We start from the raw sequence: 24802 nt of genomic DNA on the forward strand, positions 1-24802 counted from the left end.
TTGAATGAGTAATTCATTCAGATTCGAAAGATCTCATCACGTAGTGATGGAATTCTTTCTTCTTTGTTCCTTGAAAACTAGATAATAGATAGAAGGCAATTAATTTTTTCAAAGCATCAGTAAGATCTTTTTTAACGGTTAAGTTAGAAAGGGCGCACGGTGGATGCCTTGGCACTAGGAGCCGATGAAGGACGGGACTAACACCGATATGCTTCGGGGAGCTGTAAGTAAGCTTTGATCCGGAGATTTCCGAATGGGGAAACCCACTGTTCGTAATGGAACAGTATCTTTACCTGAATACATAGGGTACTGAAGGCAGACCCGGGGAACTGAAACATCTAAGTACCCGGAGGAAGAGAAAGCAAATGCGATTTCCTGAGTAGCGGCGAGCGAAACGGAATTAGCCCAAACCAAGAGGCTTGCCTCTTGGGGTTGTAGGACACTCAACATGGAGTTACAAAGGAACGGGGTAAATGAAGTGATCTGGAAAGGTCCGTCAAAGAAGGTAAAAACCCTGTAGTTGAAACTTCGTTCCCTCCTGAGTGGATCCTGAGTACGGCGGGACACGAGAAATCCCGTCGGAAGCAGGGAGGACCATCTCCCAAGGCTAAATACTACCTAGTGACCGATAGTGAACCAGTACCGTGAGGGAAAGGTGAAAAGCACCCCGGAAGGGGAGTGAAATAGATCCTGAAACCGTGTGCCTACAAGTAGTCAAAGCCCGTTAATGGGTAATGGCGTGCCTTTTGTAGAATGAACCGGCGAGTTACGATTTCATGCGAGGTTAAGTTGATAAGACGGAGCCGCAGCGAAAGCGAGTCTGAATAGGGCGAATGAGTATGAGGTCGTAGACCCGAAACCAGGTGATCTACCCATGTCCAGGGTGAAGTTCAGGTAACACTGAATGGAGGCCCGAACCCACGCACGTTGAAAAGTGCGGGGATGAGGTGTGGGTAGCGGAGAAATTCCAATCGAACCTGGAGATAGCTGGTTCTCTCCGAAATAGCTTTAGGGCTAGCCTCAAGATGAGAGTATTGGAGGTAGAGCACTGATTGGACTAGGGGCCCCCAACGGGTTACCGAATTCAGTCAAACTCCGAATGCCAAATACTTATTCTTGGGAGTCAGACTGCGAGTGATAAGATCCGTAGTCGAAAGGGAAACAGCCCAGACCACCAGCTAAGGTCCCAAAGTATACGTTAAGTGGAAAAGGATGTGGAGTTGCTTAGACAACCAGGATGTTGGCTCAGAAGCAGCCATCATTTAAAGAGTGCGTAATAGCTCACTGGTCGAGTGACTCCGCGCCGAAAATGTACCGGGGCTAAACGTATCACCGAAGCTGTGGATTGACACCGTATGGTGTCGATGGTAGGAGAGCGTTCTAAGGGCGTTGAAGTCAGACCGGAAGGACTGGTGGAGCGCTTAGAAGTGAGAATGCCGGTATGAGTAGCGAAAGAAGGGTGAGAATCCCTTCCACCGAATGCCTAAGGTTTCCTGAGGAAGGCTCGTCCGCTCAGGGTTAGTCGGGACCTAAGCCGAGGCCGAAAGGCGTAGGCGATGGACAACAGGTTGATATTCCTGTACCACCTATACATCGTTTGAACGATGGGGGGACGCAGAAGGATAGGGTAAGCGCGCTGTTGGATATGCGCGTCCAAGCAGTTAGGCCGGAAACGAGGCAAATCCCGTTTCCATTAAGGCGGAGCTGTGATGGCGAGGGAAATATAGTACCGAAGTTCCTGATTCCACGCTGCCAAGAAAAGCCTCTAGTGAGATGTAAGGTGCCCGTACCGCAAACCGACACAGGTAGGCGAGGAGAGAATCCTAAGGTGTGCGAGAGAACTCTCGTTAAGGAACTCGGCAAAATGACCCCGTAACTTCGGGAGAAGGGGTGCTTTTTAGGGTGAATAGCCCAGAAAAGCCGCAGTGAATAGGCCCAGGCGACTGTTTAGCAAAAACACAGGTCTCTGCGAAGCCGCAAGGCGAAGTATAGGGGCTGACACCTGCCCGGTGCTGGAAGGTTAAGGGGAGAGGTTAGCGCAAGCGAAGCTTTGAACCGAAGCCCCAGTAAACGGCGGCCGTAACTATAACGGTCCTAAGGTAGCGAAATTCCTTGTCGGGTAAGTTCCGACCCGCACGAAAGGTGTAACGATCTGGGCACTGTCTCAACGAGAGACTCGGTGAAATTATAGTACCTGTGAAGATGCAGGTTACCCGCGACAGGACGGAAAGACCCCGTGGAGCTTTACTGCAGCCTGATATTGAATTTTGGTACAGCTTGTACAGGATAGGTAGGAGCCTGAGAAGCCGGAGCGCTAGCTTCGGTGGAGGCGTTGGTGGGATACTACCCTGGCTGTATTGAAATTCTAACCCGCGCCCCTTATCGGGGTGGGAGACAGTGTCAGGTGGGCAGTTTGACTGGGGCGGTCGCCTCCTAAAGAGTAACGGAGGCGCCCAAAGGTTCCCTCAGAATGGTTGGAAATCATTCGTAGAGTGTAAAGGCACAAGGGAGCTTGACTGCGAGACCTACAAGTCGAGCAGGGACGAAAGTCGGGCTTAGTGATCCGGTGGTTCCGCATGGAAGGGCCATCGCTCAACGGATAAAAGCTACCCCGGGGATAACAGGCTTATCTCCCCCAAGAGTCCACATCGACGGGGAGGTTTGGCACCTCGATGTCGGCTCATCGCATCCTGGGGCTGTAGTCGGTCCCAAGGGTTGGGCTGTTCGCCCATTAAAGCGGTACGCGAGCTGGGTTCAGAACGTCGTGAGACAGTTCGGTCCCTATCCGTCGCGGGCGCAGGAAATTTGAGAGGAGCTGTCCTTAGTACGAGAGGACCGGGATGGACGCACCGCTGGTGTACCAGTTGTCTTGCCAAAGGCATAGCTGGGTAGCTACGTGCGGACGGGATAAGTGCTGAAAGCATCTAAGCATGAAGCCCCCCTCGAGATGAGATTTCCCATAGCGCAAGCTAGTAAGATCCCTGAAAGATGATCAGGTTGATAGGTCAGAGGTGGAAGCGTGGCGACATGTGGAGCTGACTGATACTAATAGATCGAGGACTTAACCACGCTTTAAAAAATGAAATACCTTCTTATTATCTAGTTTTGAAGGAACAACGTTCCTTTAATGTTTGGTGGCGATAGCGAAGAGGTCACACCCGTTCCCATTCCGAACACGGCAGTTAAGCTCTTCAGCGCCGATGGTAGTTGGGGGTTTCCCCCTGTGAGAGTAGGACGCCGCCAAGCAATGTTTATCACATCAATTAGGATTCATAAACCCGTATAATCAGGTTCAAATCCTATCTACGCATTCTAAACCTTAGGATTCTCCTAAGGTTTTTTTGTGTAAATTCCACTATTCGTGTATTGGATAGGCTTATTAAAAGCATGATTTTGGTAGGGGGGCTTCTCGATGACCAGTAAAGAAGAAAACCTGGACAATAAACAAATTCTTCATTCTTTTGCGGAATGGTTAATGGGTCAAAATAAATCCGATGGTACGATTAAAACCTATGTGGGAGTCATCTCCCAGTTTCTTCAATGGTTTAAAGAAGAAGCGGAAGAGATTGAAAAATCCCACGTGCAAACCTATTTAGACGATATGGAACAGTCAAATAAGAGTGGAGGAACGATTGAAAAACATTATTCAGCCATTACGATGTTTTCCAGGTTCCTTGATAAACCCGAGATCGTCCTCAACATCGACCGTAAAGCAAAGGAAAAGAAAGAAGATCCGCCAGAAGCCCTGAACATGCTTGAGCAAGCTGATCTCCTAAAAGAAATCGAGGCCTCTGGGCATTTCAGGAATATTGCCATTGTCTATACACTGATCCATACGGGTATCCGGGTGTCCGAACTTTGTGATTTGAACCATAGCGACATTCAAAAAGAGGGAGACAGGCAATATATCCTCATCCGGGATTCAAAAGGGGATATAGACAGGAAGATTCCACTCTCCATGGCTGCTAGTGAAAAGATCAGGGCATACAAGGAATTTTTAAATATGGAAACGGAAGCCATCTTCATATCCAGTGTGAATCAGCGCATCACGCCAAGGTCCGTGCAATATATGCTGACTAAATATAATGCGACTCCCCATAAGCTGCGGAATACGTTTTGCCAAAAATTAATCGATTCGGGGATAGACCTTCAAACCGTTTCAAAATTGATGGGGCATAAAGATTTGAACATGACCAAACGTTATGTAGGAGAAGGAAAAGAAGAATTGGAATTAGCCATTGAAAATACTTTTGATGATAATTGTATAAGGTAGTAAACCTTCATGCCCTATCTAGATGTATATCGAGATGTATTCCCCAGGCCCAGGCAACTCCATAAGCCCCTTTACACCCTCTCCTATTTGGAGGGTTTTTTTTTTATTAATTTGGGAGACCTTAAAAGATAACCACAATTAGGAGGGATTTAGTGAAAACGGAAGATGAAAAAACCTCAGATGGCTTAAATGAGATCTTTGAAATTATTAATGCTAAAGGTGATACAGGAGAACTAAAAGAAATCATCCAAAAATCAGATGAACAAAAAATAAATGTAGACAAATAAACTTTCTGCGTCATCAAATCGTAAAAGCCCTTCTCTTAAATGAGAAGGGCTAATCTGTTAATCTTCAAAACAATTCATCCATCAAGTCATCGATTTCTTTTCTTAACTTTTTATGCCTCATGGGGCGGCGGGTTTTTAGGATGTAAACCTTCATACAATTCAGTCCGTTTAATCGTTTTGGCAATTTCACTGATGTTTCTCAAGATAAAGGCAGACAGCCTGATATCCTTCGTACATTCTCGTGCAATAACGCATGGCTTTACCAAATCATTATTTGATTCGAAGTCTGTGTCATTTTTATCCCGACTTTATAGGGTTTTGTTTGTTTAATACCGATTTTGGCAGAAAATAAAATTAAAGTAATCGGCAACCAAGCAAATATAGTTACTTTATTTCTTTCCAAAATATACGAAACTACAAATATTAAGATATTGAAACTTAAAACAAGCCAATTATATCCTAAAGTAAAGTAATAAATCATCAGACCAATAATTATTACTCCAGCTAAAAGATTAAATATATGCGATTTACTCAATGTTTTACTCATTTTCTACCTCCAGTTCCTCCAGCATTACTAATTTTTATATTACCATTTTTTTGAAAAATCCCATATTGATTTAAACAGTTGAACTTTATAGAAAAAGGCAAGGTGTATACACCTTACCTAGAGTAACTGTTCTAATTCAATAAAACACTATTTAGACCTTGTTGAAATATCAGTGCGTTAGCTGAAGATCGGAACTTTCTTTAACGCAGTTTTTTTCTTTATGCAACTAACGGGGCAGTTTAGTTGAAGAAGGAAAATAGAATTATTGTGTAGAATTGATAGGAGCAATAAGTCAGGAGGAGAATTTTTGTTAATACATAAAATCAATGACGAAGTATCTTTGAGGTTATTCAATGTGGGTGACGCTGAAGAGTTTTTCAATTTGATCATTAGTTCAAAACCTTATCTCAAAGAATGGCTTGGATGGCTTGATTACGTAGAAAAAGTAGAGGATACTGTTGAGACCATAAAATCTCGACTACAGAGCTTATTTAATATTATCTAAATAATACTGCGTTCATCACAATAATAATGAGAGGAGTATTCCGAGCTTTATCACGGGACGCTGCTCTTTTATTTATTAAAAAGTATTTATTATTTATTTCAATAATATGAGATTTATTAGGAAAACTTGGAATTTAAGTTGTTGTATATTAAGATAGTATATGATGAATATTTTCCATATATAGGAGGAGACATATGAAAAAGAAAATTCTACATACGGTACTTTCGATTGCAGTAGGAGCAGGGATACTGTCCGTTGGTGGTGTTCCTACCCAAGCTAAGAGTCAAAATCAGGAGATGAATGACACATACGCAATAGCTTTTAAAAGTGGATTACCAGAGAATTATCAAGAGATAATACGGAAAGCTGGTGGTAAAGTAATTAAAGTTCTTCCCGAAGTTGGAGGAATAGAAGCTCAATCTGACGAGCCTTCTTTTCTTAAAAACCTAAAAGGTAATTCTTCAATAGAAGCTGCTAACAGAGAAATTCCCCTAACCTTAGACAAAACAGCAGTCAGCCCTTATAACTATGAGTCTAGTATCATTAGCCAGCAAAATTCAGAGAGTTATTGGGACTCCCAATGGGATATTCAAAGGGTGACCAACGACGGGAAATCATATGATTTAGAAACAGGCGGATATAAAAATAAAGATGGTAGTATTACTCATAAAGCAGTGGTGGGAGTGATTGATACTGGAATTGATGAGTCTCATCCTGACTTAAAGAATAATATAATAGGTGGACGTAATCTTGTTCCTGCTGGAATGGATGAATCTGAAACAGGTGATCCTACTGATATAAAAGATCGCAATGGGCACGGTACTCACGTTGCCGGGATCATTGGAGCAAATGGTAAAGTAAACGGTGTAGGACCAGATTTAGGAATCCGATCCTATCGCGTATTATACTCAGAGCAGGCCCTTGGATTACCAGCTTGGATTATAGATGGAATTATTGCAGCAACAAATGACAAGGTAGATGTTATTAATATGTCTCTTCGTTTCTATAATAATTCCAAAATGACAATTGAGGGAGAAAGTTATAAATCAGTCGCTGAAACGTTACTTTGGAAGAGAGCAATTCAATATGCAGTAAAGAATGGAGTAACTGTAGTAGCTGGTAGTGGTAATGAAAGTTTAAATTTAGATGACAAGAAGGAAGTAAACGAATATTTAAATAAAATGTATGAACCATATGGAATGAGCGTGAAAGGGCCTGCAACTGTAGTACCAGCACAAATGCCAGGAGTTATTAATGTGTCTGCCTCCACAAAATGGTCAACTCAACAGCTTGCTTTCTACTCTAATTATGGAAACAGTGCTATTGACGTGGCAGCTCCTGGAGGAGATTATGGGCCTAAATATGCAGAAACCAATGATCCTGCGGCGGCTGATCCAAGTAACTTAATCCTAAGTACTTGGCCTACCTATTTAGGCACTTCATATGAGTTTAATGCTGGTACTTCTATGGCCACTCCTCAAGTAGCTGGAATTGCAGGAGTTATTAAGGCAGCTCATCCTGAGTATAAACCTGCCCAAGTAACAGCACGTATTAAGCAAACAGCTCTTGACTATGGAAAGAAAGGACAAGATGCTTTATTTGGTTCAGGAGAAGCAAATGCTTATAGAGCATTAGAAAATATAAAGAAGTAGCTTATGTTTCTAAATAAGATGAAATATTAAAAGTACAAGGAAAGTAAATCATCTTTTCAAAATAAATATAGAGGCTACTGATTAGGTGAGTGGCCTCCATATAACTACTTACATAGAAGTTCTTTGATGCTAATTCTGCAACTGAAGAATAGCATGCAGCGACTGAACAGATTTCTGAAGACTCTCAAGTACTAGCAACCTTGGCCGAGAGTCTTAAAATGGAAGTGAATCATTTTAAAATTTAAGTTATAAGAAGAATTAGGAAAAGCCTAACAATCTCTTAAAGAGTGTTAGGCTTCTTTTTTTATTTTTCGTTCTTTCTAACGATGAAGCTGTTTAATAAATGATAAAAATTAGGATGAGAGGGTTGGGCAATTTATCATCTTATTTTTATCAGCACTCAATTTCTCTAAAAGAATTTTGACTATTCGCTTCGAGGCAAATCCATCTCCATATGGGTTTAGAAACTGGAGGGTATCCAAAGTCAGTTGCTATCATTTATAGAGGTGAAATAGCAGGAACTATCGGATTTAATGACATAAACAAGGCAAGTAAGATTGGGAGCATCGGCTACTGGCTTGGAGAAGGTTTTCAGGGGAATGGCATAATGACAAAAGTATTTAAGACATTTATTGATTACGGATTTAGAGAACTTGGGCTAAATCGAATTGAGGTTAGCATAGCTGTTGAGAACAAAAGAAGTCGAGCACTTGCTGAACGGCAGGGCTTTATAGAAGAAGGAAGATTAAGACAAGCAGAACGGCTATATGATCATTATGTAGACCATATTATTTACGCAAAACTGGCTGAGGAATGGGAATGAAAAATAAGAGTTCGTTATGCAACTAACGGGGCCGATTAGTTGAACAAGGATAATGCACAATTTGTATAGAAGATGTTGAGTGTAGGAACATTTGAAGGAAATGAGGTGGCTATCATAAAGAAAATTTTTAGTTTATTGTTTTTGTTTATATTGTTTATTGGTGTAGTTGCTTGTAACAAGGATGTGGTCAAAGAAAACGGTGAGGAACAAGAGGGGAAGCCTATTAAAGAGGGAAAAGTGGTCAATGTAGAAGATGCAGAAAAATTTTTTAAAGGTTATAGTACAGAACTATATACCATTAAAGATTCATCTAATCCCCCAACTTTTGATGAAATCGCAGAAAATATTAAAGTATATTTAACAGAAGAACAATATAATGCAGAAATCGCTAACCGTAAATTTCAAATACCAGAATTGGTATCCAAACAAATTAATAAAAGTATTGAAGTACAAGATGTGAAACTTGAAGAACAAGGCAAAAATAATGATGGCACAATAGATTACTTATATACAATGAAATTTAAAGTTTATGACGAGAACTCATCTAAAATTTATGAGAAAGAAGGAGAACTAACCATATCCACGACAAATAATGAATTGAAAATCGATCGTGATTGGAGTAGAGGGGTAAAAATTGACGGTTTAGATGGTGGACTTTAATAAAAGGTTATTTAGAGCTTATAGAACTAACAGGTGCGTTAGTTCATGAACAAACACAAAAATAAACAATTATATTCAAAGTTATATAAAAACAGTTAGCTAATAAGCAAGAAAAATAAAAAAAGCCTACTGTAGATTTAAAATAAAGTTTGATAATTTGTAAAAAAGTTCGATGATTTATAAAAAAGATTGATAATTTAAATAAAGTTTGATCAAAAGTCATGTATCGATATGCAGGATTTTGTTGTTCCACAATCGGGCCAGATTGTGGAACAACACCTTCATAGAAAATTTGATATCTAAATCAAAGTTTAGAAGAGTTTGTGAGGGTTTGTACTTATACTATCGGGAGGTTAGTTTAACAAGAACTGAAATTTCAAATATAAAAACAAGGGGTTAAACTACCCCTTGTTAAATTACTTCTGTTTCTCTAACGATAATTTCAACCCTTTTTGATAATATTGTGTCATCATCTCTTCAGGAACCATGCTTCCACCAGTCCCCCAAATAATATGTGTACCCCTACTCATCTTTTCCGTTAAACTATGCTTCTGTAAATAATCGATGCCCTCTTTACATAATTTACTTGGTCCTATCATGCCTGCTAGTGCAGAAGGTTCTAAATGGATCCCCTCTGTATCGACTAGCTCTTTTAGCAACTTATACAACTGTTCATCGCTAACCGTATAATTACCACTTAAAAAAGGTTCCATAGTTTTACCCACAAACCCAGATGGTTTTCCTACAGCAAGTCCATCCGCGTCTGTTACATTATCGATACCAACATCAAGTACAGAAACATTATCATGAAGTCCAGTCATTAAACCGAGTAACATACACGGTGAGTGGGTAGGTTCTGCAAAGAAACAGTGAACATGGTCTTGATACAATAATTTCAAACCAAAAGCTACGCCTCCAGGACCTCCACCTACTCCACATGGAAGGTAAACAAACAAAGGATGATTTTCATCTATTATTATCTCTAGCTCTTCTAATTGTTTCTTCAATCGAGATGCAGCCACTGCATATCCTAAAAATAGGTCGTGAGAATTTTCATCATCCACAAAATAACATGTTGGGTCACTATCTGCTTGGATTCGACCTTCCTCTACAGCTTTACTATAATCAGCTTTATATTCAATAACTTTGACATTTTTGCTTCTAAGCAAGTCTTTTTTCCACTGTTTTGCATCAGCTGACATATGAACAGAAACATTAAAACCTAACTTTGCACTGATGATGCCAATACTAAGTCCTAAATTTCCAGTCGAGCCTACTGCGATTGAATATTGTGAGAAAAAGGTTCGAAACCTATCACTATCAAAAATCGAATAATCATCTTGGATCGTTAACAATTGATGTTGAAAAGCTAATTCTTCTGCATGTTTGAGAATTTCATAAATCCCGCCTCTTGCTTTAATAGATCCTGATATAGGAAGGTGACTATCACATTTTAGTAATAATTCTCCTAATATAGGTTGTTGATAATCCTGTTCTAAGGATTGTTTCATGGCAGGAATTCTCACTAAAGGAGATTCTATGATACCATTCGTTCCTTTTGTTTCAGGGAAAACCTTGGCGATATATGGAGCAAAACGTTTCAACCTTTCATCTGCATCTCTTACATCTGCTTGAGTAAGGGGGGATTTTTTAATGCCTGTTTGAAATTTTTCGACATTTGGATTGAGCCAAAATACTTCATCCATCGAAATGAGATTGTTTAGTAAAGGATATTGGTCTTTCCATGTTTGTATTTCTTTGCTTTCAATCTCTTTCATTTGTTTGATCCTCCTAATTTTCTTGTAACGAGTCGTGTTATAAATTATAATTAAATAAATTTTAATACAGTTTAACATACAATTATCTTTATGTTAATTTAAATTTGATTTGTTTAAATTAAATTTAACATTTTGTTAAGGAGTATCGATTATGGAAAATATAGATATTGGTAAGAAAGTTGAAAAATATAGAAAAGCTAAAGGATTGAGTAGTAGAGAGTTAGCAAAATTAGCTGAAATTACACCTTCAATGTTAAGCCAAATTGAACGAGGTTTGGCGAATCCTTCTATTCAAACCCTAAAGGTCTTAGCTAAAACCCTGAATGTTCCAACTTTTAGTTTTTTACTTGAAGAAACAATTACGGAGGATTTAATCGTTAGGTCTAGTAATCGTAAGAAAATGATCATTGATAATTTGTCTTATGAGTTATTGTCACCTAATTTTACGGGTAATTTAGCAACAGCGATTATGAAAGTTCCTTCGAATACTTCTTCGTCAGAAAATCTTCTAGAACATAGAGGAGAGGAAGTAGCATTTATTTTGGAAGGAAAAATAAAGGTGTATTTAGGTGAAGAAGAATATCTATTAGAAGCTGGTGATAGTGTGAAAATACCAGCAAATTTGAAACATAAATGGGAAAATAATTTTAGTCAAAATGCAGTTGTATTATTTTCAGTTACCCCACCTGTGTTTTAATGTAGAAAAATGTTAAATATAATGTTCTTCTTCCACAATCGGGCGCTTTTCTGTAACAAGGAACAGCGCTTATTTCCATTATAGGGCCAGATAATTGATCAACACAGAAAACTGTATATTCATGTATATAGATAAGATTGTGAAATATAGTACTTAAACTAACGGGGCAGGATAGTTCCATAAGGAACGAACTACCGATACATATATTTTGAGATTTTGAGATAATCAAAAAGCTCCAAGACTTGGAAGGTAATAGGGTGGATCGTGCGAAGAAAATATTGATAATTGATAGAAATAGGAAAATTAATGGTGGTGGACAAGGTAAAAAATGGGAAAATGTAGCGAATGGTAGTTCGATTTTTATTGTACTAACTTTCCTTCCTCCGTATCTAGATATAATTGGTATTTCTTTTTGGCTTAAATCAGTATGTATATTTGCAGTACTTTTTGGTGTTCTTTCTATTGTATCTAAAATCAAATTCCTTCAGAAACAGGTAACAAATAAAGTAAGCTGGGTGACTTTGATTTCAGCTTTTATTTTCGTAACTTTTTTGTCTGAATTTATTTTTAAATAATCTCATCAACTAACAGGTGTTTTAATTCAATAAGGGAGTTGCTTTGGCAGCTCTTTTTCTTATTCAACTACTTGTTAGTATAGCTATAAAATTTATTAAAGATTGGAGTTTAATGATGTTTAAAATAAGTACATTTCTAGTTAAAACTAGTGATGGTGAAGAGAGTTATATATCCTTAGATGATTCTTTAAAAATAAGAGAAATTTTTGAACATCGAAAATTTACTCCGGAGCATATTCAAATGCATATAAAGATTCAGTATAATGATCAAATTGTTGTAGGAAATGATATTCCTAGTGGGTTAGATTTATGGAGTGATTATATAGTTGGTATAGAGCAATATTTAAACGGTGAGAACGTTGAAATACCTTATGGTATCGATCCATATCTTATGAAGTTAATCTCAATAAACAGCAATTTATTGGAACTTTCTATTGTGGGGGATTGGGAACCTGTTAAGGTGTTTGCACAAGCTATATTACCTAAAAGAGAATTCTTGGAGGCCATTTTAGATGGAGCAACACACTTTTGGAATATATTGAATGATTACAAGGTGTTTAAGGAAAAAAATACAAAGAACACATCGCCTAAAGAATATCCAAAATTAATAATTGAAGAAATTGAAAAACTAAGGAAAAAGGTAAAAACCTTATAGAACAAACGGGTGCTTTAGCTGAAGATCGGAGCTGTCTTTAAGGCGGATTTTTCTTTATGCAACTATCGGGGCAGTTTAGTTTAATAAGAAACACTAAGGCAACCGTTAGTTGAGTAAACATTATTAATTAAGGCTGTTTTCTAAAAGATTGTTGTTTTATGTTAAATATTGAACTTTCGGTTTTATGGAAATAAAAGTAAGTACATTTAAATATTATGATAAAATAAACCAAAGAGATAGGATAGGAGGTATATATATGAAAAAAATTTCAGTTTTATTACTTGTCTTAGGGACGATCGTGACAATTATCGGAATACTGCCTTTTATGTTGGCTTATCCATACAGCGATGGTCCTAATTCTGGTCCATCAAATGTGTGGGAACTTATTTTAATGATTTCATATGAAGGTCAGAGAGGGTATTTAATTATTGGGATTGTCTTATTGTTATTTTCGTCGCTCTCTCTTTTCAAACAAAGAAAAGTTCAATTTTAAATGTCTTTTAATGGACCTCTCAACTGAGGTCTTTTGTTATGCAGTTCTCAACATTTCAACGGTTGTATAATTTGATTTTTGACACGCTGAAATAAGCATTTGTTCTACACGTTTATCAAACGCCAAACCCTTGCCTAATTCAACCTTTTTGAGTCTTTAAAAGGTCATGAAATCGCCCATAGAAAAGCTAAAAAACGTGTAGAATGACAATAAAGTTGTTTAATTTACAATAAAGTCGTTTAAAAACTAATAAAGTAAGAATGTTTCGATATTCAGTTAGTTAAACAAAGGACAAAATAAAAGAAAATCATGAACAGAAGCACAATTAATAACCTTCTATCTAAAAATCTGATTGAAGGTTACTTTATTTTTAGCACAGAATAAGTTTACTAACCGTATTCAACTATCTTTTATATATTTACGACGTTCAATTCATACCATATTCTATCCTTTTCTTCGGAGTATGATTGGCAACAAAAATACCAATTAAAATTATCGTTGCACCAATATATTCTTGCATGACCATCTTTTCACCAAGGAATAGAAAGGCAAAAATTGCAGCGGTAATTGGTTCTAAGGAAAAGATAAAGCCAGTATTTTCAGGTGTTGTGTAGTTTTGCGCTATTGATTGAACGACAAATCCAAAAGCAGAGCAAATGATTGCTAAACTGACAATGGCTGCCCAACTAACAGCACCTATTGGCCATGAAAATGGCTCAAAAAGTAATGATGCAATTAGCCCCAGTATCCCCGTAAACCCAAGCTGAAAAATTCCAAGCTGAAAGGCATCAACAGTTCGTGCAAAATAATTATTTGCTACAATATGGATGGCATATAAGAAGGCTGTTAATAAACAATAAATTATCCCGATTTCAAAAGTGAATGAATCTTTCAATGAAAGCAAAGTGAGTCCTGTGAACGTAATTAGAGTGCCCAACATAACTTTGCGTACTGGCAATTTCCTTTTAATTACAACCATAATCAAAGGAACAAAAATAACAGTTGTCGTAATTAAAAAGCCAGCTGTTGAGGCACTGGTAGTTTGCATTGCAAAGCCAAATGTAGCAAACACACCACATAATATAGTACCTAAAACCGCACTCGCTTGGATCGTTTGCCGATGCACGTGACGTATTTTTTGAAAAAACAATAGAGCCATTACAATGAATGCAATAATAAATCGAAATGCAACAAGCATAAATGGCTGCACTTCACCTATACTGAACTTCGTAAATATATAAGATGAACCCCATCCCATTGTAACGAAGACTAATAGAATATTAGCTTGTTTTTGTGTCATGTTAATCTCCCTCTCTATATAAGTGGTATAATCGTAGCATCCCTTTTGTTATTAGGGAAACGAATGTTTTTAATAAAACTATTAGATTTACTAATATAGAGGTGATTAACATGAATGCATATTTCGCACTTCTTGCGGTACTTGAAACGGGTAGTTTTACAAGTGCAGCAAAACAACTTGGTTATACGCAATCAGCTGTCAGTCAGCTTGTTCATACAGTAGAAGCTGACTTGGAAACGCAGCTTATCATTCGTTCACGGACAGGAGTAACACTGACACCAGATGGAGAGCAATATTTACCGTTTATTAGAAGTATTTGTAATGCAATTAGAGAATTACATGAAAAGAAAAAGGAAATGCAAGGGTTAGAACGAGGGACTATTCGAATTGGAACATTTTCGAGTGTGGCATGTCACTGGTTACCACAATGGATGAAGGAATTTAAATTACTGTATCCTAATGTCCGATTTGAAATTCATTTAGGTGATTATACGGATATTGAAAATTTAATTAAAGAAGGGGTAGTAGATTTTGGCTTTGTGAATCCAGATGCAGTGACACAACTCGAAATGATTCCTATTCAACAAGATGAAATGCTTGCGTGTTTACCACCAAATCATCATTTGGAAATGCGTGATAAAGTACTATTACAGGAATTATTAGAGGAGCCTTATATCTTATTAGATGAAGGAGCTGTTAGTGAACCTCTTAATGTATTTCATCGACACCAATTTGAACCGAAAATCGAATATCGTGTACAAGATGATTATGCCATTATGTCAATGATTGAGCAGGGACTAGGTCTCTCAATTTTACCTTCATTAATATTAGAACGTTTACAATATAATATTGTGACAAAATCGATTGAACCACAAGTAATGCGGACTATTAGTATAGCTTATAAAGAGAAAAGTATTTTACCGATTACAAGTCGATATTTCATTGACTTTATTGTAGCGAAAGGAACGGAATCAGTTATTTAAGAAAGATAATTCTAATAAAATGCTATTTCACAAGTTGCAAAAGAGTGATTAAAAGATGAGCTATTAAGGAAACGAATAGGAATATTACAAGTAATATATAGTACAGTGCTAGCTAATCAAATACAAAAGTGTGTTTTTTTCCTTTTTTTTAATATTAGAAATAACGAAATTTCGATATTCGGTTTGTTAGTATGGGAGCGATGATGAACTATTCGCTTTGCGAAATTAAATAACTATATTATCCCTAAAAAAAATCAAAGTATGAAAGAAAAAACATAAATTTCAAACAGTTTTAATAACCTTCTATCAAACAATGTGATAGAAGGTTACTGCATTTCTAGAATAAAAATTAAACAACTTTATTATCGCTGCACAAAAAGGGGTGAGAAAGACAAGAAAAGAGGGATTTCTAACCTTAAAATTGCTCACTACCTCTATTGGTTCCGTTGGCTTGAATTTCAACTAGCTGTTACATTTAAGATTAATAATTTCTAATATTGCTTTTTCTTTATGCAACTATAGGGGCAGGTTAGTTCAATAAGGAAAAATTATGAAACTATTGGGGCTTTCTATCCGTAGAATATAGAGAGAGGGTGTGTATGTATTGATGTTTTCACGGTGGACGTTTCTCCAAGGGATTATAGTAATAATTTTAGGAATTCTCGCATTTATAACCGATTATTTTAAGAAAGATATGGCAACGTCAAATCCATCAAACACTGTAAATACAGTACAGATGTTAATGACACTATTATTTATTATTGCTGTTATTGGTTTATTTAGCTTACTTATGTTTTTTTAATCTAAGAAAAGTAATACTTTTTTATTGTATCCTATTTGGAAAAAAATGCACATAATAGTATCTTTCCTATTGGTTATATCAATAGTTGTATTTATTAGTGCGTTTTTTATAAGTCCCCTCAGTGAAGTAATTCAGAGTAGTAGGTGGATTTTATTCATAACCATCTATTATTTTCTATTTTTAATAAACATTTTAGTTGTAACCTTAATAAATAAAATAAAAAAGAATACAATTTCAAATGCGAAAAAGATTAAATCATCATTTATATGGACAGTATTAGTGCTCTTTGTAACTATTTTTTTATTTAACCTTAACTAAAATTCATTTTGAATCTTATAGAACTAAAGGTGTGTTAGTTCATTATGTCGTACAAGACCACAGAGTTGTCTTTTTTTTTGTTCAATAAACAATGTTTAACAGAGCCATAATAAAAAATCAAAAGTCATTTTATCAGCATTTAAATACTTAATCCGCTTTCTCTCTGATTCTCGGAAAATAATAAAAAAAATATGTAATATAAATTAGTTTAAGAAAGAATTAAAATTTTTTATAAAAAATACAAATGAAAATATGGTGAATTATTTAATGAAAATGAATAAGAGAAAATTAGCTTCTTTAATAGCCTCTTTAGGGTTAACTAGCTCTGTTTTAGTAGGTTGCGGATCTACTCCGTCTGTTAATAAAAGTGATGAAAAGTACAAAGAAGACGAAGAACAAAATGATTCAAGTTCAGGTTCAGGTTCTAGCTCTAATACCAATACAAATTCCAACAGTCATACAGTTGTTCCTCCGGTAACCGGTTCTAAAACAACTAAAAATGGTGTCGTCAGTGGTTCTAGCAAAGCTAGTAAAGGTTCCACTGGTATTGGAAGCGGAAAAGGCGGGGCAAGTAGTTAAATTGAAATTTCAAAAAGCATCTAAGGAGAGACTAATATGGATAATAAGAATGAAGCACAATATCTTTTAAAGTGGATTGAATTAAACGACAAAATGGTCGAGAAAGGCTTTACCTGGGGAAGTTTAGAAGAAGATGAAGATTGGCACCAATATATGTCTTATGGTATACATACATATTCTCAAAGAGAAATAGATAGCATTAATATTGCTACCAAAAAAATAGGGAACGTATACAACAAGATGTATCACAAACTGTTGGACGGTTCTCAAGAAAGTAACGTCTGGAAGTCTGAACTAGGATTGCCTGTTCAAACCTGGGATGCTGCCAATGTTCCTAGTGATTTATTTAGCTACTTTACTAGAATGGATTTCATTGTTAATGGAGATGAAATCAAGCTAATTGAAGTGAATTGTGATACACCTACAGGATATATAGAATCATCTATTGTTAATCAAATCATTTGTGAAGAATATGAATTTGTATCTCCAAATAAACTTGAAGAAAATATCAAAAGAACTTGGGCAATGATTAGCAAAGAATATAATATAACAGATAATGACACCGTTCATTTTACTTCCTACGGTTGGCACGATGAAGATCGTGAAACTGTTTTATTCAATTTAAATAAGAGTTGTCTACATAAAACTAAATTTATAGCTATTGAAGATATTATCGTATCGGATGAGGGGCTGTTCGACCAAGAAGGAGATAAGATTAACTTCTTATATCGACTTTATCCGCTTGAATATTTAGTTGATGATAAAGATTCTACAGGAAATGAAATTGGCCTTTCTTTTTTGCAACATATTGCTGATGGTAAAGTAAAATTAATAAATCCGCCCGGATCCTTTCTTATGCAGTCTAAAGCGGTTTTAGCTCTGATATGGACGCTACGAGATGACAGCGGGATCTTCAGCTTTGAAGAACGAGAAAGCATCCGTCGATACTTCTTACCTACTTATTTAAAAAGTGGTTTTCCTTTTGAGAATAAAGCATATGTAGCAAAGCCAATTTACGGACGCGAAGGCGGAAGTGTTGAGATTTTTGACAACTTTTCTAAGTTAGTAGAGAAAGATGAAGAAGATTATTACGCAGAATGGCAAAAGGTATATCAACAATATGTTGAGATGCCAACTAAAACGGTAAATACTTGGGACGGAGAATATACTGGAAAAATGCTTGTAGGGTCTTTCTTAATTGGTGGAGAAGCTAGTGGCTTATTCCTTCGTGTAGGAGAAAAAATAACCGGCAACCTTTCTATGTTTTGTCCAGTGGCCATTGAGAAATGGTAGGTAGTGTCACTGAGAAAATCATAGACACACTTTTCGCAGAAGATCGCATATCAAGAAAATAAAGACAAAGAATTCTAAGTAATTCCTTTTTAGTGAACCGTAAACACATAAAAAAAGAATAGAAGGGGTTTGGGGAATGTTGGGAAAAAGCAGGTGGACAAGCATTACACTTGCCTTCATACTTTGTTTTTCACGATGAGGACGAATCATTTAATTTAAAGAGTAATCAGTGGATTGATGATGATGAAAAATGGTCATAAGTATTATTTTATGAAACTTGTGGCTTTACTCCCTGTTCAGGTGGGTTATGGAAAAAACAGTAATGAACTAACAGGTGCTTTACTTCATTATCAGAAGCTGATCAGCAGCTCCTTTTATTATGGGGATTATTGTAATGAATGAAAAAGAGATTTGAGCACAAAAAGACCTCTTGATATGATGAAAGTGTCCCAAGCTCGCAAGCGAAAAGGACACTTTCATCATAAACATGAGGCCAATCATGAATTATAACCAAAACAAGTAAATCGGTCAAATTTTAAAAAAATGGTACAATTAATGGGTCGTCCCGCCTACTGTATGAATATCCGATTCATATTTAACAGCTGTGACAGCAGCTATTTTTATGCCCTTAACAATTGTCTCAAGGCTTAAGCTAGGCGCTTCTTTATTAATGGTTTGCTCCGGAATGAAAGGAATATGGATAAATCCACCCCGGATGTTTGATGAGGTTCGGGTGATATAGTCCATTAATCCATAGAAGATATGGTTGCATACAAATGTTCCGGCGGTATGGGATACCGATGCAGGAATGTTGCTTTCCTTCATGTTTTCGACAATTCTTTTGATTGGGATCGTAGACCAATAGGCTACTGGCCCTTTGTCTGCAATAGGCTCATCAATAGGCTGGTTTCCCTGATTGTCTGGGATTCTAGCATCATCCATATTGATTGCTACCCGTTCAGGGGTGATGTGAAGCCGACCCCCGGCTTGTCCTACACAGATAACGATGTCAGGATTATGCTGCTGGATAAGCTGCTCCATTACTGCAACTGATTTCCCGAATACAGTTGGGATTTGTTCAGCAACTAGAGTCACATCATCAATAACTTCTCCATGTAACTGTTTTACTGCTTCCCAGGAAGGGTTTACTCTTTCTCCGCCAAAGGGCTCAAACCCGGTTAATAACACTTTTTGCTTCATGAAGATCCCTCCTATACTCCTAATGAAACAAGTAAGTACATAAGTACGATATTGAAAGCTAATACTGCCAAGGCTGTTGGAACTTGAACTTTTATGACATGGTTTTTATCTTTCAAGTCCAGCAAGGCTGCCGGCACAATATTAAAGTTGGCAGCCATTGGCGTCATTAATGTTCCACAATAACCCGCAAACATAGATATGGCAGCTATATGATTTGGATTAGCGTCAAATTGGTTAATCAGAAAAGGAATGGCGATACCTGCAGCCATAACTGGGAAGGCAGCAAAGGCGTTCCCCATGATCATAGTGAATATAGCCATGCCGAGACAGAAAATGACCACAACCCAAAATAGCGAACCTTCGGGAATGATTGCTGTCACAGCTTTGGAAACGACTGTACCAACCCCTGCATTTGTGTAAATGGTTCCCAATGTTGCAAGTAGCTGTGGCAGCAATACAGCCCAACCAATAGATTCTAGCAGGCGACGTGATTCTTTCACAGCTCCTGTAGGTGTTCCGCGTGTCATCACCATCGCAAAAATAATGGCAGTCAAACACGCCAGACCTAAAGCAACCATCGTTACATTAGATGGATCCAGCAAAGCCTTTCCGCCAATTTTAACACCGTCTAGCAGCTTAGAACCAGCTAAGGTTAAAATAGGAATCAAGATGGCGGGTAGGAAAAGACGGCCGCCAAGCCGTTTTCTTCGCTCTTCCTTTACAGTAATGCTTTCTTCAACATGTTCGCTTTTCTTTAACCCGCCACCTGCAATGATTAAAACCATAATAATAACCATAAGCCCAATGTAAAATGGCGGAATAATTTGGCCGAACATTAATGTAATTGAATAAATCAAGTAAAAGCTTCCCGTAGTCAACCGGCGGCTGTTCGTCCGATCAGTGAAAATAAATAGGGAGCAGCCTAGAACAATGATGCCCATCAATACGTAAATCATTTCAACTGAGAATATCATAATAGATGCTCACTTTCTCTTTGGAGTGTTTATCATTATTGGTCACGACTGCCCAAACGTTTATCCAGCTTTTTATCAAACATACGGAGGCGAATGGCATGTACAATAAAAGCAAAGATGGCAGTAGGAATTCCCCATAACGCCATTGATATTGGGTCAGCAGGGATATTGTTCTGTTCAAAAAATCCGTTCATCAATAGAATTGCACCAACCGCCACGAAAATATCTTCTCCGAAAAACAAGCCGATATTATCGGTAGCGGCAGCGTGTGCACGGATTTCCTGTTGCTCTTTCTCAGGTAGCTTACCATATTTTGTTAGAGCAGCCCCTTCTGCCATTGGGGCAATCAGCGGACGTACAGTCTGCGGATGACCACCAAGGCTGTTTAAACCAAGAGCAGCTCCGACTTCCCTGATCAATAAATACATGGTCAATACCCGGCCAACAGTGATGGCTTTAATTTTTGATACAACCTTTGAAGCTTGCTGCTGCAGACCATTTTTTTCAAGCAGCCCAATAACGGGAAGCGTGACTATAAGAATAGACATGTACCTGTTAGTTGTAAATGCTTCGCCAAATTGCGTAATAATACTGGTAATGGGAATACCTGCAATCATCCCCGTAACGAGTGCTGAAATAGTTACCACAACTGCTGAATTGAATCTAAGTACGAAGCCAATCATGATTAAAAGAACACCAATTAGAACCATACATATCCCCTTTCTTATTATTAAAACTATTCTGCAAAAATATAAACTACATGTTATTGTACATTAAAGTAAGAATTTTTGAAATAAATTTTTTATTAATCCAAGTGACTAATTATGTAAAAATCAAAGTCTTTTATAATGAATGAATAGAAAAAATGCATCAAAAATACTTATTTACAACAGTAGAAAAACTAAAAATGGGACACGCCTATTTCTGTGGAAGAAGCATTAAAGAGATTCAAGAATAATATCACCAGAAATAGGATTGTTATATAGTCTATTTAACTAACGGGTGCGAAGATCTAAGCTGACTTTAAGTTAGCTTTTTCTTTATTCATCTATCGAGCGCAGTTTAGTTGAAGAAGGATTATTGATTCTAGCTGCCGAATAGTTTAAATTAACCGATCCAGCTCCAGATGCGATGCAAGGGGTCATCTTAGCCATAAAATGACTAAGGTAAAAAAAATAGTTGAAATGAAAGAAGTGAAGGTTTTGATTAAATATAAATGCCTCCATCATGTAAGTCTTACTGTGACAGATTTGGAAAGAGCAAAAGAATTCTATGGTAAAACTTTATGTTTAAAAGAAATACAGCGTCCTGATTTTGATTTTCCAGGTGCCTGGTATGAAATAGAGGGACATCAACTTCACTTGATAGTCGATCCCTCTTCACAAACAATTCGTAAGGATAAAAGCTTATCCAGCAGAGAAGGTCACTTTGCCCTTAGAGTCGAGAACCACTATGACACTCTTAAATGGTTAAAACAGAATAAAGTTGAAATACTTGAAAAACCATACGGAAAAAGTGGATTTGCACAAATTTTTTGTGCCGACCCAGATGGTAATTTGATTGAACTAAATGTTAATCAAAAAGATCTATAAGTAGGCAAAGATAAAGGCTGCCACTACTGGCTCTTTTCTTATTGAAGTAACGGGGCAGATTAGTTGAAGAAGGGTAAAGATATGATGTCTAATATACAGTACCTACGTTCAGGGTTAAGAGTAAGATGCGAACAGGGTGTTAATTCAAGAGTAAGACAAGCCTGTTTGAATTTTGCTATTTGGTTACGAATAAATAAGAAATTTCCAATAAGGTGTGTTGTGTACATTAAGAAAGATTATCAAATTAAAACTTTAGATACTAAAGAGATGGTAAGTGCGACGTTTTTTGCTCCTTACGATAAGGATGTGGAGCCTTACATTAGAGTTGCAACAGGGGATTATGAAGAATTAGTATCTGAACGAGGAGAAGAGGATGCTGTCTTTGCTATTTTAAATAGTATGGCTCACGAAATTATTCATTATCAACAATGGATTGAGGATAGAGATTTTGATGAAGATGAGGCGGAAAACACAAGTACAATATTGGTAGATAATTATTATGATTGGACGGAGTGAAATTTCAAATTTCATTATTCAACAAATGGGTGATTTACTTCATTAATGGAGGTTGCTACGGCAACCTTTTTCTTACGGAACTTATGGGGCAGGTTAGTTGAAGAATTATGTATAACTATATAAAAGAAAAACAAACAACTAAGAGGTGAGTGTATGAAATATACTTGTCCTTGCTGTGGATATAAAACATTAGATGAAGAACCTCCAGGAACGTATGATATTTGTGAAATCTGCTTTTGGGAAGATGATGGTTACCAATATGAACATCCAGGTGAGGATGGAGCAAATTATGTTTCCTTTAGAGAAGCACAACAAAATTTTAAAAAATTTGGGGCTAAAGGTGAAAGAAGTTTGCAGTATGTAAGAAAGCCAAATAAGTCCGATATAAAGGACCCAAATTGGAAACCGTTAGAGTGATTGATTATTTTGTTCTTCAACTAACGGGTGCTTTTCTTAATAAGGGAGGTTGCTGATGCAGCCTTTTTCTTATGGCACTAAAGGGGCAGGTTAGCATTCCTGTAGAGCGTTAATTATTAACTTTGAAAAAAATAGGGCTCCTCAGTAAGATATGAGTAAGACATCACTCTAACTCAAAACCTTAGGAGGAACCCTAATATGAATTTTAAAATGCAGGACAAACAAAATCAACTCATTGAACGAATTTCTGATCGACATCTCGTTGTTGGCGTGGATATCGCCCAACAATTTCACGTTGCTCGAGCTGTAAATTATCGAGGAATCGTGGTAGGTGATCCTCTTACTTTTGAAAATAACGAAGAAGGCTTTAACAGATTTCTAGAATGGATTAATAAACTAAAAGGTAAAAACAGATTAGACACAACTATTGTCGGTATGGAACCTACAGGTCATTACTGGATTAATCTATCGAAATGGTTATCTAACGAAAAGGTTGATGTCGTAACAGTCAATCCTCACCTTGTAAAAAGAAATAAAGAAAATCGAGATAACACTCAGTCCAAAAGTGATAAAAAAGACGCTCTCGTGATTGCGGATATGGTCAAGAATGGATACTATTCTTTTGTTCATGTGGCTTCAGAGTCTTTCGAAAAACTTCGAGTTCTTATGTCCAACCGTGACGTAATCGTAAAACGTCTCGTTAGTTCTATTAATCAATTAAATCGATGGGTAGATGTTGTCTTTCCTGAGCTACGACAAGTGTTTAAAGATGTGAAAGGAAAAGGGGCAATCGCAACTCTACGTTTGTTTCCGACACCAATCGAGTTACGATCGATGCAACCTCAAGATATTGTAGCCAAATGGAAATCGGTAATGAAGCGTCAGCCTGGGTTGAAAAAAGCTTATCAACTTATAGATTTAGCTAAACGCTCTATCGGATCCCACCAAGCACATGATGCTTACAAGCTACATTTAGAACAACTACTGGAAGAGTATGATCTAGCTACAACGCAACTCGAAAGAGTGGAACAAGAAGTCACTAACGTGCTTCAACAAATTCCTTTCGCAAAGAAACTGTTGGCTATTAAAGGGATCAGTGAAATCTCTTTAGCTGGAATTTTAGGGGAAGCTGGAGATTTAAGTGGATTCGCCCACGGTAATTCTCTACTTCGTCATGCAGGGTTACATCTTTCCGAGGCGAGCTCTGGTAAATGGAAAGGTCAGATTGTCATTTCTAAACGTGGGAGATCCAGGCTACGGCGTTTCTTATACCTAGCGACGATGTGCCTTGTCATGAATAACCCTGAGTTTAAAGCGTTGCACGCTAATAATGTTAAGGTGAAAAAAATAAAGAAAATGAAATCAATTATGAAATTGGTTGGTAAACTGGCTCGAGTATTTGTAGGCATAGCCAAACGAAATGAATCTTATTCCCCAGAAAAATTACAACCTTTTTCAGCTCTAGCAGCCTAGTTTTTATTGAATAAATCATGCTTTACAGGTTCTCGAAGGGAACCTCACTTGAAAATAATTAATACTTTATTTTCAGCTTATCTTTTGTCGAATGTTTTCTTATTCGTAGGATTTCAAAGATGCACGGAGTACCAGATTTCTTGAACAAAAGGGCACCGACCCATTAGGTTAGCATAACTGGCCTCCACCCCTTGGATAGGCATGACGAAGGAATGAGAGGGCATATTTTTCGATGACCCGTTGAGACATGGGAGGGAAAGCCTCCAGGGGCGGCGTGGAGATTATGTGCATTATATGGTAGAATATGGAGTTTCCTATTACTCCTTTATTTAACTATGTCTCCATGAAACCAAAATGATCTGAGCTCATTGCTTTTAACCGTTAATGTATTTTCAAGGGTTATGAAATCC

Annotated in this window: 23 protein-coding genes, 2 rRNA genes and 1 pseudogene; 19 read left to right on the forward strand and 7 right to left on the reverse strand. The window is 37.2% G+C overall.

Annotated elements, in window-relative coordinates; translation table 11 throughout:
- Window positions 1-136 precede the first annotated feature (136 nt).
- The 4 genes from NST21_RS04055 to NST21_RS04070 all read left to right on the forward strand — a co-directional run bounded on the left by NST21_RS04055 (window position 137) and on the right by NST21_RS04070 (window position 4560).
- Window positions 137-3069, forward strand: a 23S ribosomal RNA gene (locus NST21_RS04055).
- A 61-nt stretch (window positions 3070-3130) separates the two neighbouring features.
- Window positions 3131-3246: ribosomal RNA gene (gene rrf / locus NST21_RS04060) — 5S ribosomal RNA — on the forward strand.
- Window positions 3247-3412: 166 nt separating this feature from the next.
- Complete coding sequence (locus NST21_RS04065) at window positions 3413-4273, forward strand: tyrosine-type recombinase/integrase (protein ID WP_340887844.1); 861 nt, start codon at window positions 3413-3415, stop codon at window positions 4271-4273.
- Window positions 4274-4425: 152 nt separating this feature from the next.
- A complete protein-coding gene (locus NST21_RS04070; RefSeq protein ID WP_321175460.1) occupies window positions 4426-4560 on the forward strand; it encodes a hypothetical protein in 135 nt (44 codons plus the stop codon).
- A 259-nt stretch (window positions 4561-4819) separates the two neighbouring features.
- On the opposite strand, the gene NST21_RS04075 is transcribed toward NST21_RS04070, so the two are convergent.
- Window positions 4820-5107 (reverse strand): hypothetical protein, encoded by a 288-nt coding sequence (locus NST21_RS04075; protein ID WP_340887846.1) that lies wholly within the window; start codon window positions 5105-5107, stop codon window positions 4820-4822.
- A 307-nt stretch (window positions 5108-5414) separates the two neighbouring features.
- Here NST21_RS04075 and NST21_RS04080 point away from each other — a divergent pair, with 307 nt between their 5' ends.
- The 4 genes from NST21_RS04080 (at window position 5415) to NST21_RS04095 (ending at window position 8747) form a co-directional block, all read left to right on the forward strand.
- Window positions 5415-5612: a hypothetical protein gene (locus NST21_RS04080; RefSeq protein WP_340887848.1), complete on the forward strand. Its 198-nt coding sequence runs from the start codon at window positions 5415-5417 to the stop codon at window positions 5610-5612.
- A gap of 194 nt (window positions 5613-5806) precedes the next feature.
- Complete coding sequence (locus NST21_RS04085) at window positions 5807-7264, forward strand: S8 family serine peptidase (RefSeq protein WP_340887851.1); 1458 nt, start codon at window positions 5807-5809, stop codon at window positions 7262-7264.
- Window positions 7265-7718: 454 nt separating this feature from the next.
- On the forward strand, window positions 7719-8087 hold the full coding sequence (locus NST21_RS04090) for a GNAT family N-acetyltransferase (RefSeq protein ID WP_340887853.1): 369 nt from the start codon (window positions 7719-7721) through the stop codon (window positions 8085-8087).
- A gap of 105 nt (window positions 8088-8192) precedes the next feature.
- On the forward strand, window positions 8193-8747 hold the full coding sequence (locus NST21_RS04095; protein ID WP_340887854.1) for a hypothetical protein: 555 nt from the start codon (window positions 8193-8195) through the stop codon (window positions 8745-8747).
- Window positions 8748-9163: 416 nt separating this feature from the next.
- On the opposite strand, the gene NST21_RS04100 is transcribed toward NST21_RS04095, so the two are convergent.
- Window positions 9164-10525, reverse strand: coding sequence for a D-serine ammonia-lyase (locus tag NST21_RS04100; protein WP_340887856.1), 1362 nt, complete (start codon window positions 10523-10525; stop codon window positions 9164-9166).
- Window positions 10526-10676: 151 nt separating this feature from the next.
- Here NST21_RS04100 and NST21_RS04105 point away from each other — a divergent pair, with 151 nt between their 5' ends.
- The 4 genes from NST21_RS04105 to NST21_RS04120 all read left to right on the forward strand — a co-directional run bounded on the left by NST21_RS04105 (window position 10677) and on the right by NST21_RS04120 (window position 12945).
- A complete protein-coding gene (locus tag NST21_RS04105) occupies window positions 10677-11222 on the forward strand; it encodes a helix-turn-helix domain-containing protein (RefSeq protein ID WP_056529909.1) in 546 nt (181 codons plus the stop codon).
- Window positions 11223-11479: 257 nt separating this feature from the next.
- Window positions 11480-11797, forward strand: a complete 318-nt coding sequence (locus tag NST21_RS04110; protein ID WP_340887859.1) for a hypothetical protein — start codon at window positions 11480-11482, stop codon at window positions 11795-11797.
- Window positions 11798-11840: 43 nt separating this feature from the next.
- Window positions 11841-12452, forward strand: coding sequence for a hypothetical protein (locus NST21_RS04115; protein ID WP_340887861.1), 612 nt, complete (start codon window positions 11841-11843; stop codon window positions 12450-12452).
- Between the two features lie 256 nt (window positions 12453-12708).
- On the forward strand, window positions 12709-12945 hold the full coding sequence (locus tag NST21_RS04120) for a hypothetical protein (protein ID WP_056523398.1): 237 nt from the start codon (window positions 12709-12711) through the stop codon (window positions 12943-12945).
- A gap of 36 nt (window positions 12946-12981) precedes the next feature.
- Here the strand turns inward: NST21_RS04120 and NST21_RS04125 are convergent.
- Together NST21_RS04125 and NST21_RS04130 are read right to left on the reverse strand one after the other, a co-directional pair.
- Window positions 12982-13089, reverse strand: a pseudogene (locus NST21_RS04125) (IS1595 family transposase); the annotation flags it as partial.
- A 283-nt stretch (window positions 13090-13372) separates the two neighbouring features.
- Complete coding sequence (locus NST21_RS04130; protein ID WP_340887862.1) at window positions 13373-14245, reverse strand: DMT family transporter; 873 nt, start codon at window positions 14243-14245, stop codon at window positions 13373-13375.
- Between the two features lie 110 nt (window positions 14246-14355).
- Between NST21_RS04130 and NST21_RS04135 the strand changes: the two genes are divergently transcribed.
- The 3 genes from NST21_RS04135 (at window position 14356) to NST21_RS04145 (ending at window position 18220) form a co-directional block, all read left to right on the forward strand.
- The gene (locus NST21_RS04135; protein ID WP_340887863.1) at window positions 14356-15228 is read left to right on the forward strand and encodes a LysR family transcriptional regulator; all 873 of its coding nucleotides are present in this window, start codon (window positions 14356-14358) and stop codon (window positions 15226-15228) included.
- Between the two features lie 1387 nt (window positions 15229-16615).
- Complete coding sequence (locus tag NST21_RS04140) at window positions 16616-16927, forward strand: hypothetical protein (RefSeq protein ID WP_340887864.1); 312 nt, start codon at window positions 16616-16618, stop codon at window positions 16925-16927.
- 36 nt (window positions 16928-16963) lie between these two features.
- Window positions 16964-18220, forward strand: a complete 1257-nt coding sequence (locus tag NST21_RS04145; protein WP_340887865.1) for a glutathionylspermidine synthase family protein — start codon at window positions 16964-16966, stop codon at window positions 18218-18220.
- Window positions 18221-18772: 552 nt separating this feature from the next.
- Here the strand turns inward: NST21_RS04145 and pcp are convergent.
- From pcp to NST21_RS04160, 3 genes are read right to left on the reverse strand one after another with little or no spacing between them, the layout of a single operon-like run.
- Complete coding sequence (gene pcp, locus NST21_RS04150; RefSeq protein WP_340887866.1) at window positions 18773-19420, reverse strand: pyroglutamyl-peptidase I; 648 nt, start codon at window positions 19418-19420, stop codon at window positions 18773-18775.
- 11 nt (window positions 19421-19431) lie between these two features.
- Entirely contained in the window at window positions 19432-20394 is a 963-nt protein-coding gene (locus NST21_RS04155) for a DUF979 domain-containing protein (RefSeq protein ID WP_340887868.1), read from the reverse strand.
- 35 nt (window positions 20395-20429) lie between these two features.
- Window positions 20430-21104 carry a DUF969 domain-containing protein gene (locus tag NST21_RS04160; protein WP_340887869.1) on the reverse strand — a complete coding sequence of 225 codons (675 nt, stop codon included), beginning with the start codon at window positions 21102-21104 and terminating at the stop codon, window positions 20430-20432.
- Between the two features lie 492 nt (window positions 21105-21596).
- Between NST21_RS04160 and NST21_RS04165 the strand changes: the two genes are divergently transcribed.
- The 4 genes from NST21_RS04165 (at window position 21597) to NST21_RS04180 (ending at window position 24392) form a co-directional block, all read left to right on the forward strand.
- Window positions 21597-21986 carry a VOC family protein gene (locus NST21_RS04165; protein ID WP_201183486.1) on the forward strand — a complete coding sequence of 130 codons (390 nt, stop codon included), beginning with the start codon at window positions 21597-21599 and terminating at the stop codon, window positions 21984-21986.
- Between the two features lie 63 nt (window positions 21987-22049).
- Window positions 22050-22502: a hypothetical protein gene (locus NST21_RS04170; RefSeq protein ID WP_235566026.1), complete on the forward strand. Its 453-nt coding sequence runs from the start codon at window positions 22050-22052 to the stop codon at window positions 22500-22502.
- A 153-nt stretch (window positions 22503-22655) separates the two neighbouring features.
- Window positions 22656-22919 (forward strand): CPCC family cysteine-rich protein, encoded by a 264-nt coding sequence (locus tag NST21_RS04175; protein WP_340887874.1) that lies wholly within the window; start codon window positions 22656-22658, stop codon window positions 22917-22919.
- Window positions 22920-23117: 198 nt separating this feature from the next.
- Window positions 23118-24392: an IS110 family transposase gene (locus tag NST21_RS04180; protein ID WP_340887875.1), complete on the forward strand. Its 1275-nt coding sequence runs from the start codon at window positions 23118-23120 to the stop codon at window positions 24390-24392.
- The last annotated feature ends 410 nt before the right edge of the window (window positions 24393-24802 follow it).

The sequence above is a fragment of the Peribacillus sp. FSL K6-1552 genome, from assembly GCF_038005205.1.
Lineage (GTDB): Bacteria > Bacillota > Bacilli > Bacillales > DSM-1321 > Peribacillus > Peribacillus butanolivorans.

Bases quoted from the DNA above. Each gene is read 5' to 3' on its own strand.
- NST21_RS04065 (WP_340887844.1), top strand. From the start codon at position 3,413: ATGACCAGTAAAGAAGAAAACCTGGACAATAAACAAATTCTTCATTCT.
- NST21_RS04175 (WP_340887874.1), top strand. From the start codon at position 22,656: ATGAAATATACTTGTCCTTGCTGTGGATATAAAACATTAGATGAAGAA.
- NST21_RS04130 (WP_340887862.1), bottom strand. From the start codon at position 14,245: ATGACACAAAAACAAGCTAATATTCTATTAGTCTTCGTTACAATGGGA.
- NST21_RS04160 (WP_340887869.1), bottom strand. From the start codon at position 21,104: ATGGTTCTAATTGGTGTTCTTTTAATCATGATTGGCTTCGTACTTAGA.
- NST21_RS04100 (WP_340887856.1), bottom strand. From the start codon at position 10,525: ATGAAAGAGATTGAAAGCAAAGAAATACAAACATGGAAAGACCAATAT.
- NST21_RS04145 (WP_340887865.1), top strand. From the start codon at position 16,964: ATGGATAATAAGAATGAAGCACAATATCTTTTAAAGTGGATTGAATTA.
- pcp (WP_340887866.1), bottom strand. From the start codon at position 19,420: ATGAAGCAAAAAGTGTTATTAACCGGGTTTGAGCCCTTTGGCGGAGAA.
- NST21_RS04090 (WP_340887853.1), top strand. From the start codon at position 7,719: ATGGGTTTAGAAACTGGAGGGTATCCAAAGTCAGTTGCTATCATTTAT.
- NST21_RS04135 (WP_340887863.1), top strand. From the start codon at position 14,356: ATGAATGCATATTTCGCACTTCTTGCGGTACTTGAAACGGGTAGTTTT.
- NST21_RS04085 (WP_340887851.1), top strand. From the start codon at position 5,807: ATGAAAAAGAAAATTCTACATACGGTACTTTCGATTGCAGTAGGAGCA.
- NST21_RS04120 (WP_056523398.1), top strand. From the start codon at position 12,709: ATGAAAAAAATTTCAGTTTTATTACTTGTCTTAGGGACGATCGTGACA.
- NST21_RS04075 (WP_340887846.1), bottom strand. From the start codon at position 5,107: ATGAGTAAAACATTGAGTAAATCGCATATATTTAATCTTTTAGCTGGA.
- NST21_RS04180 (WP_340887875.1), top strand. From the start codon at position 23,118: ATGAATTTTAAAATGCAGGACAAACAAAATCAACTCATTGAACGAATT.
- NST21_RS04140 (WP_340887864.1), top strand. From the start codon at position 16,616: ATGAAAATGAATAAGAGAAAATTAGCTTCTTTAATAGCCTCTTTAGGG.
- NST21_RS04105 (WP_056529909.1), top strand. From the start codon at position 10,677: ATGGAAAATATAGATATTGGTAAGAAAGTTGAAAAATATAGAAAAGCT.
- NST21_RS04155 (WP_340887868.1), bottom strand. From the start codon at position 20,394: ATGATATTCTCAGTTGAAATGATTTACGTATTGATGGGCATCATTGTT.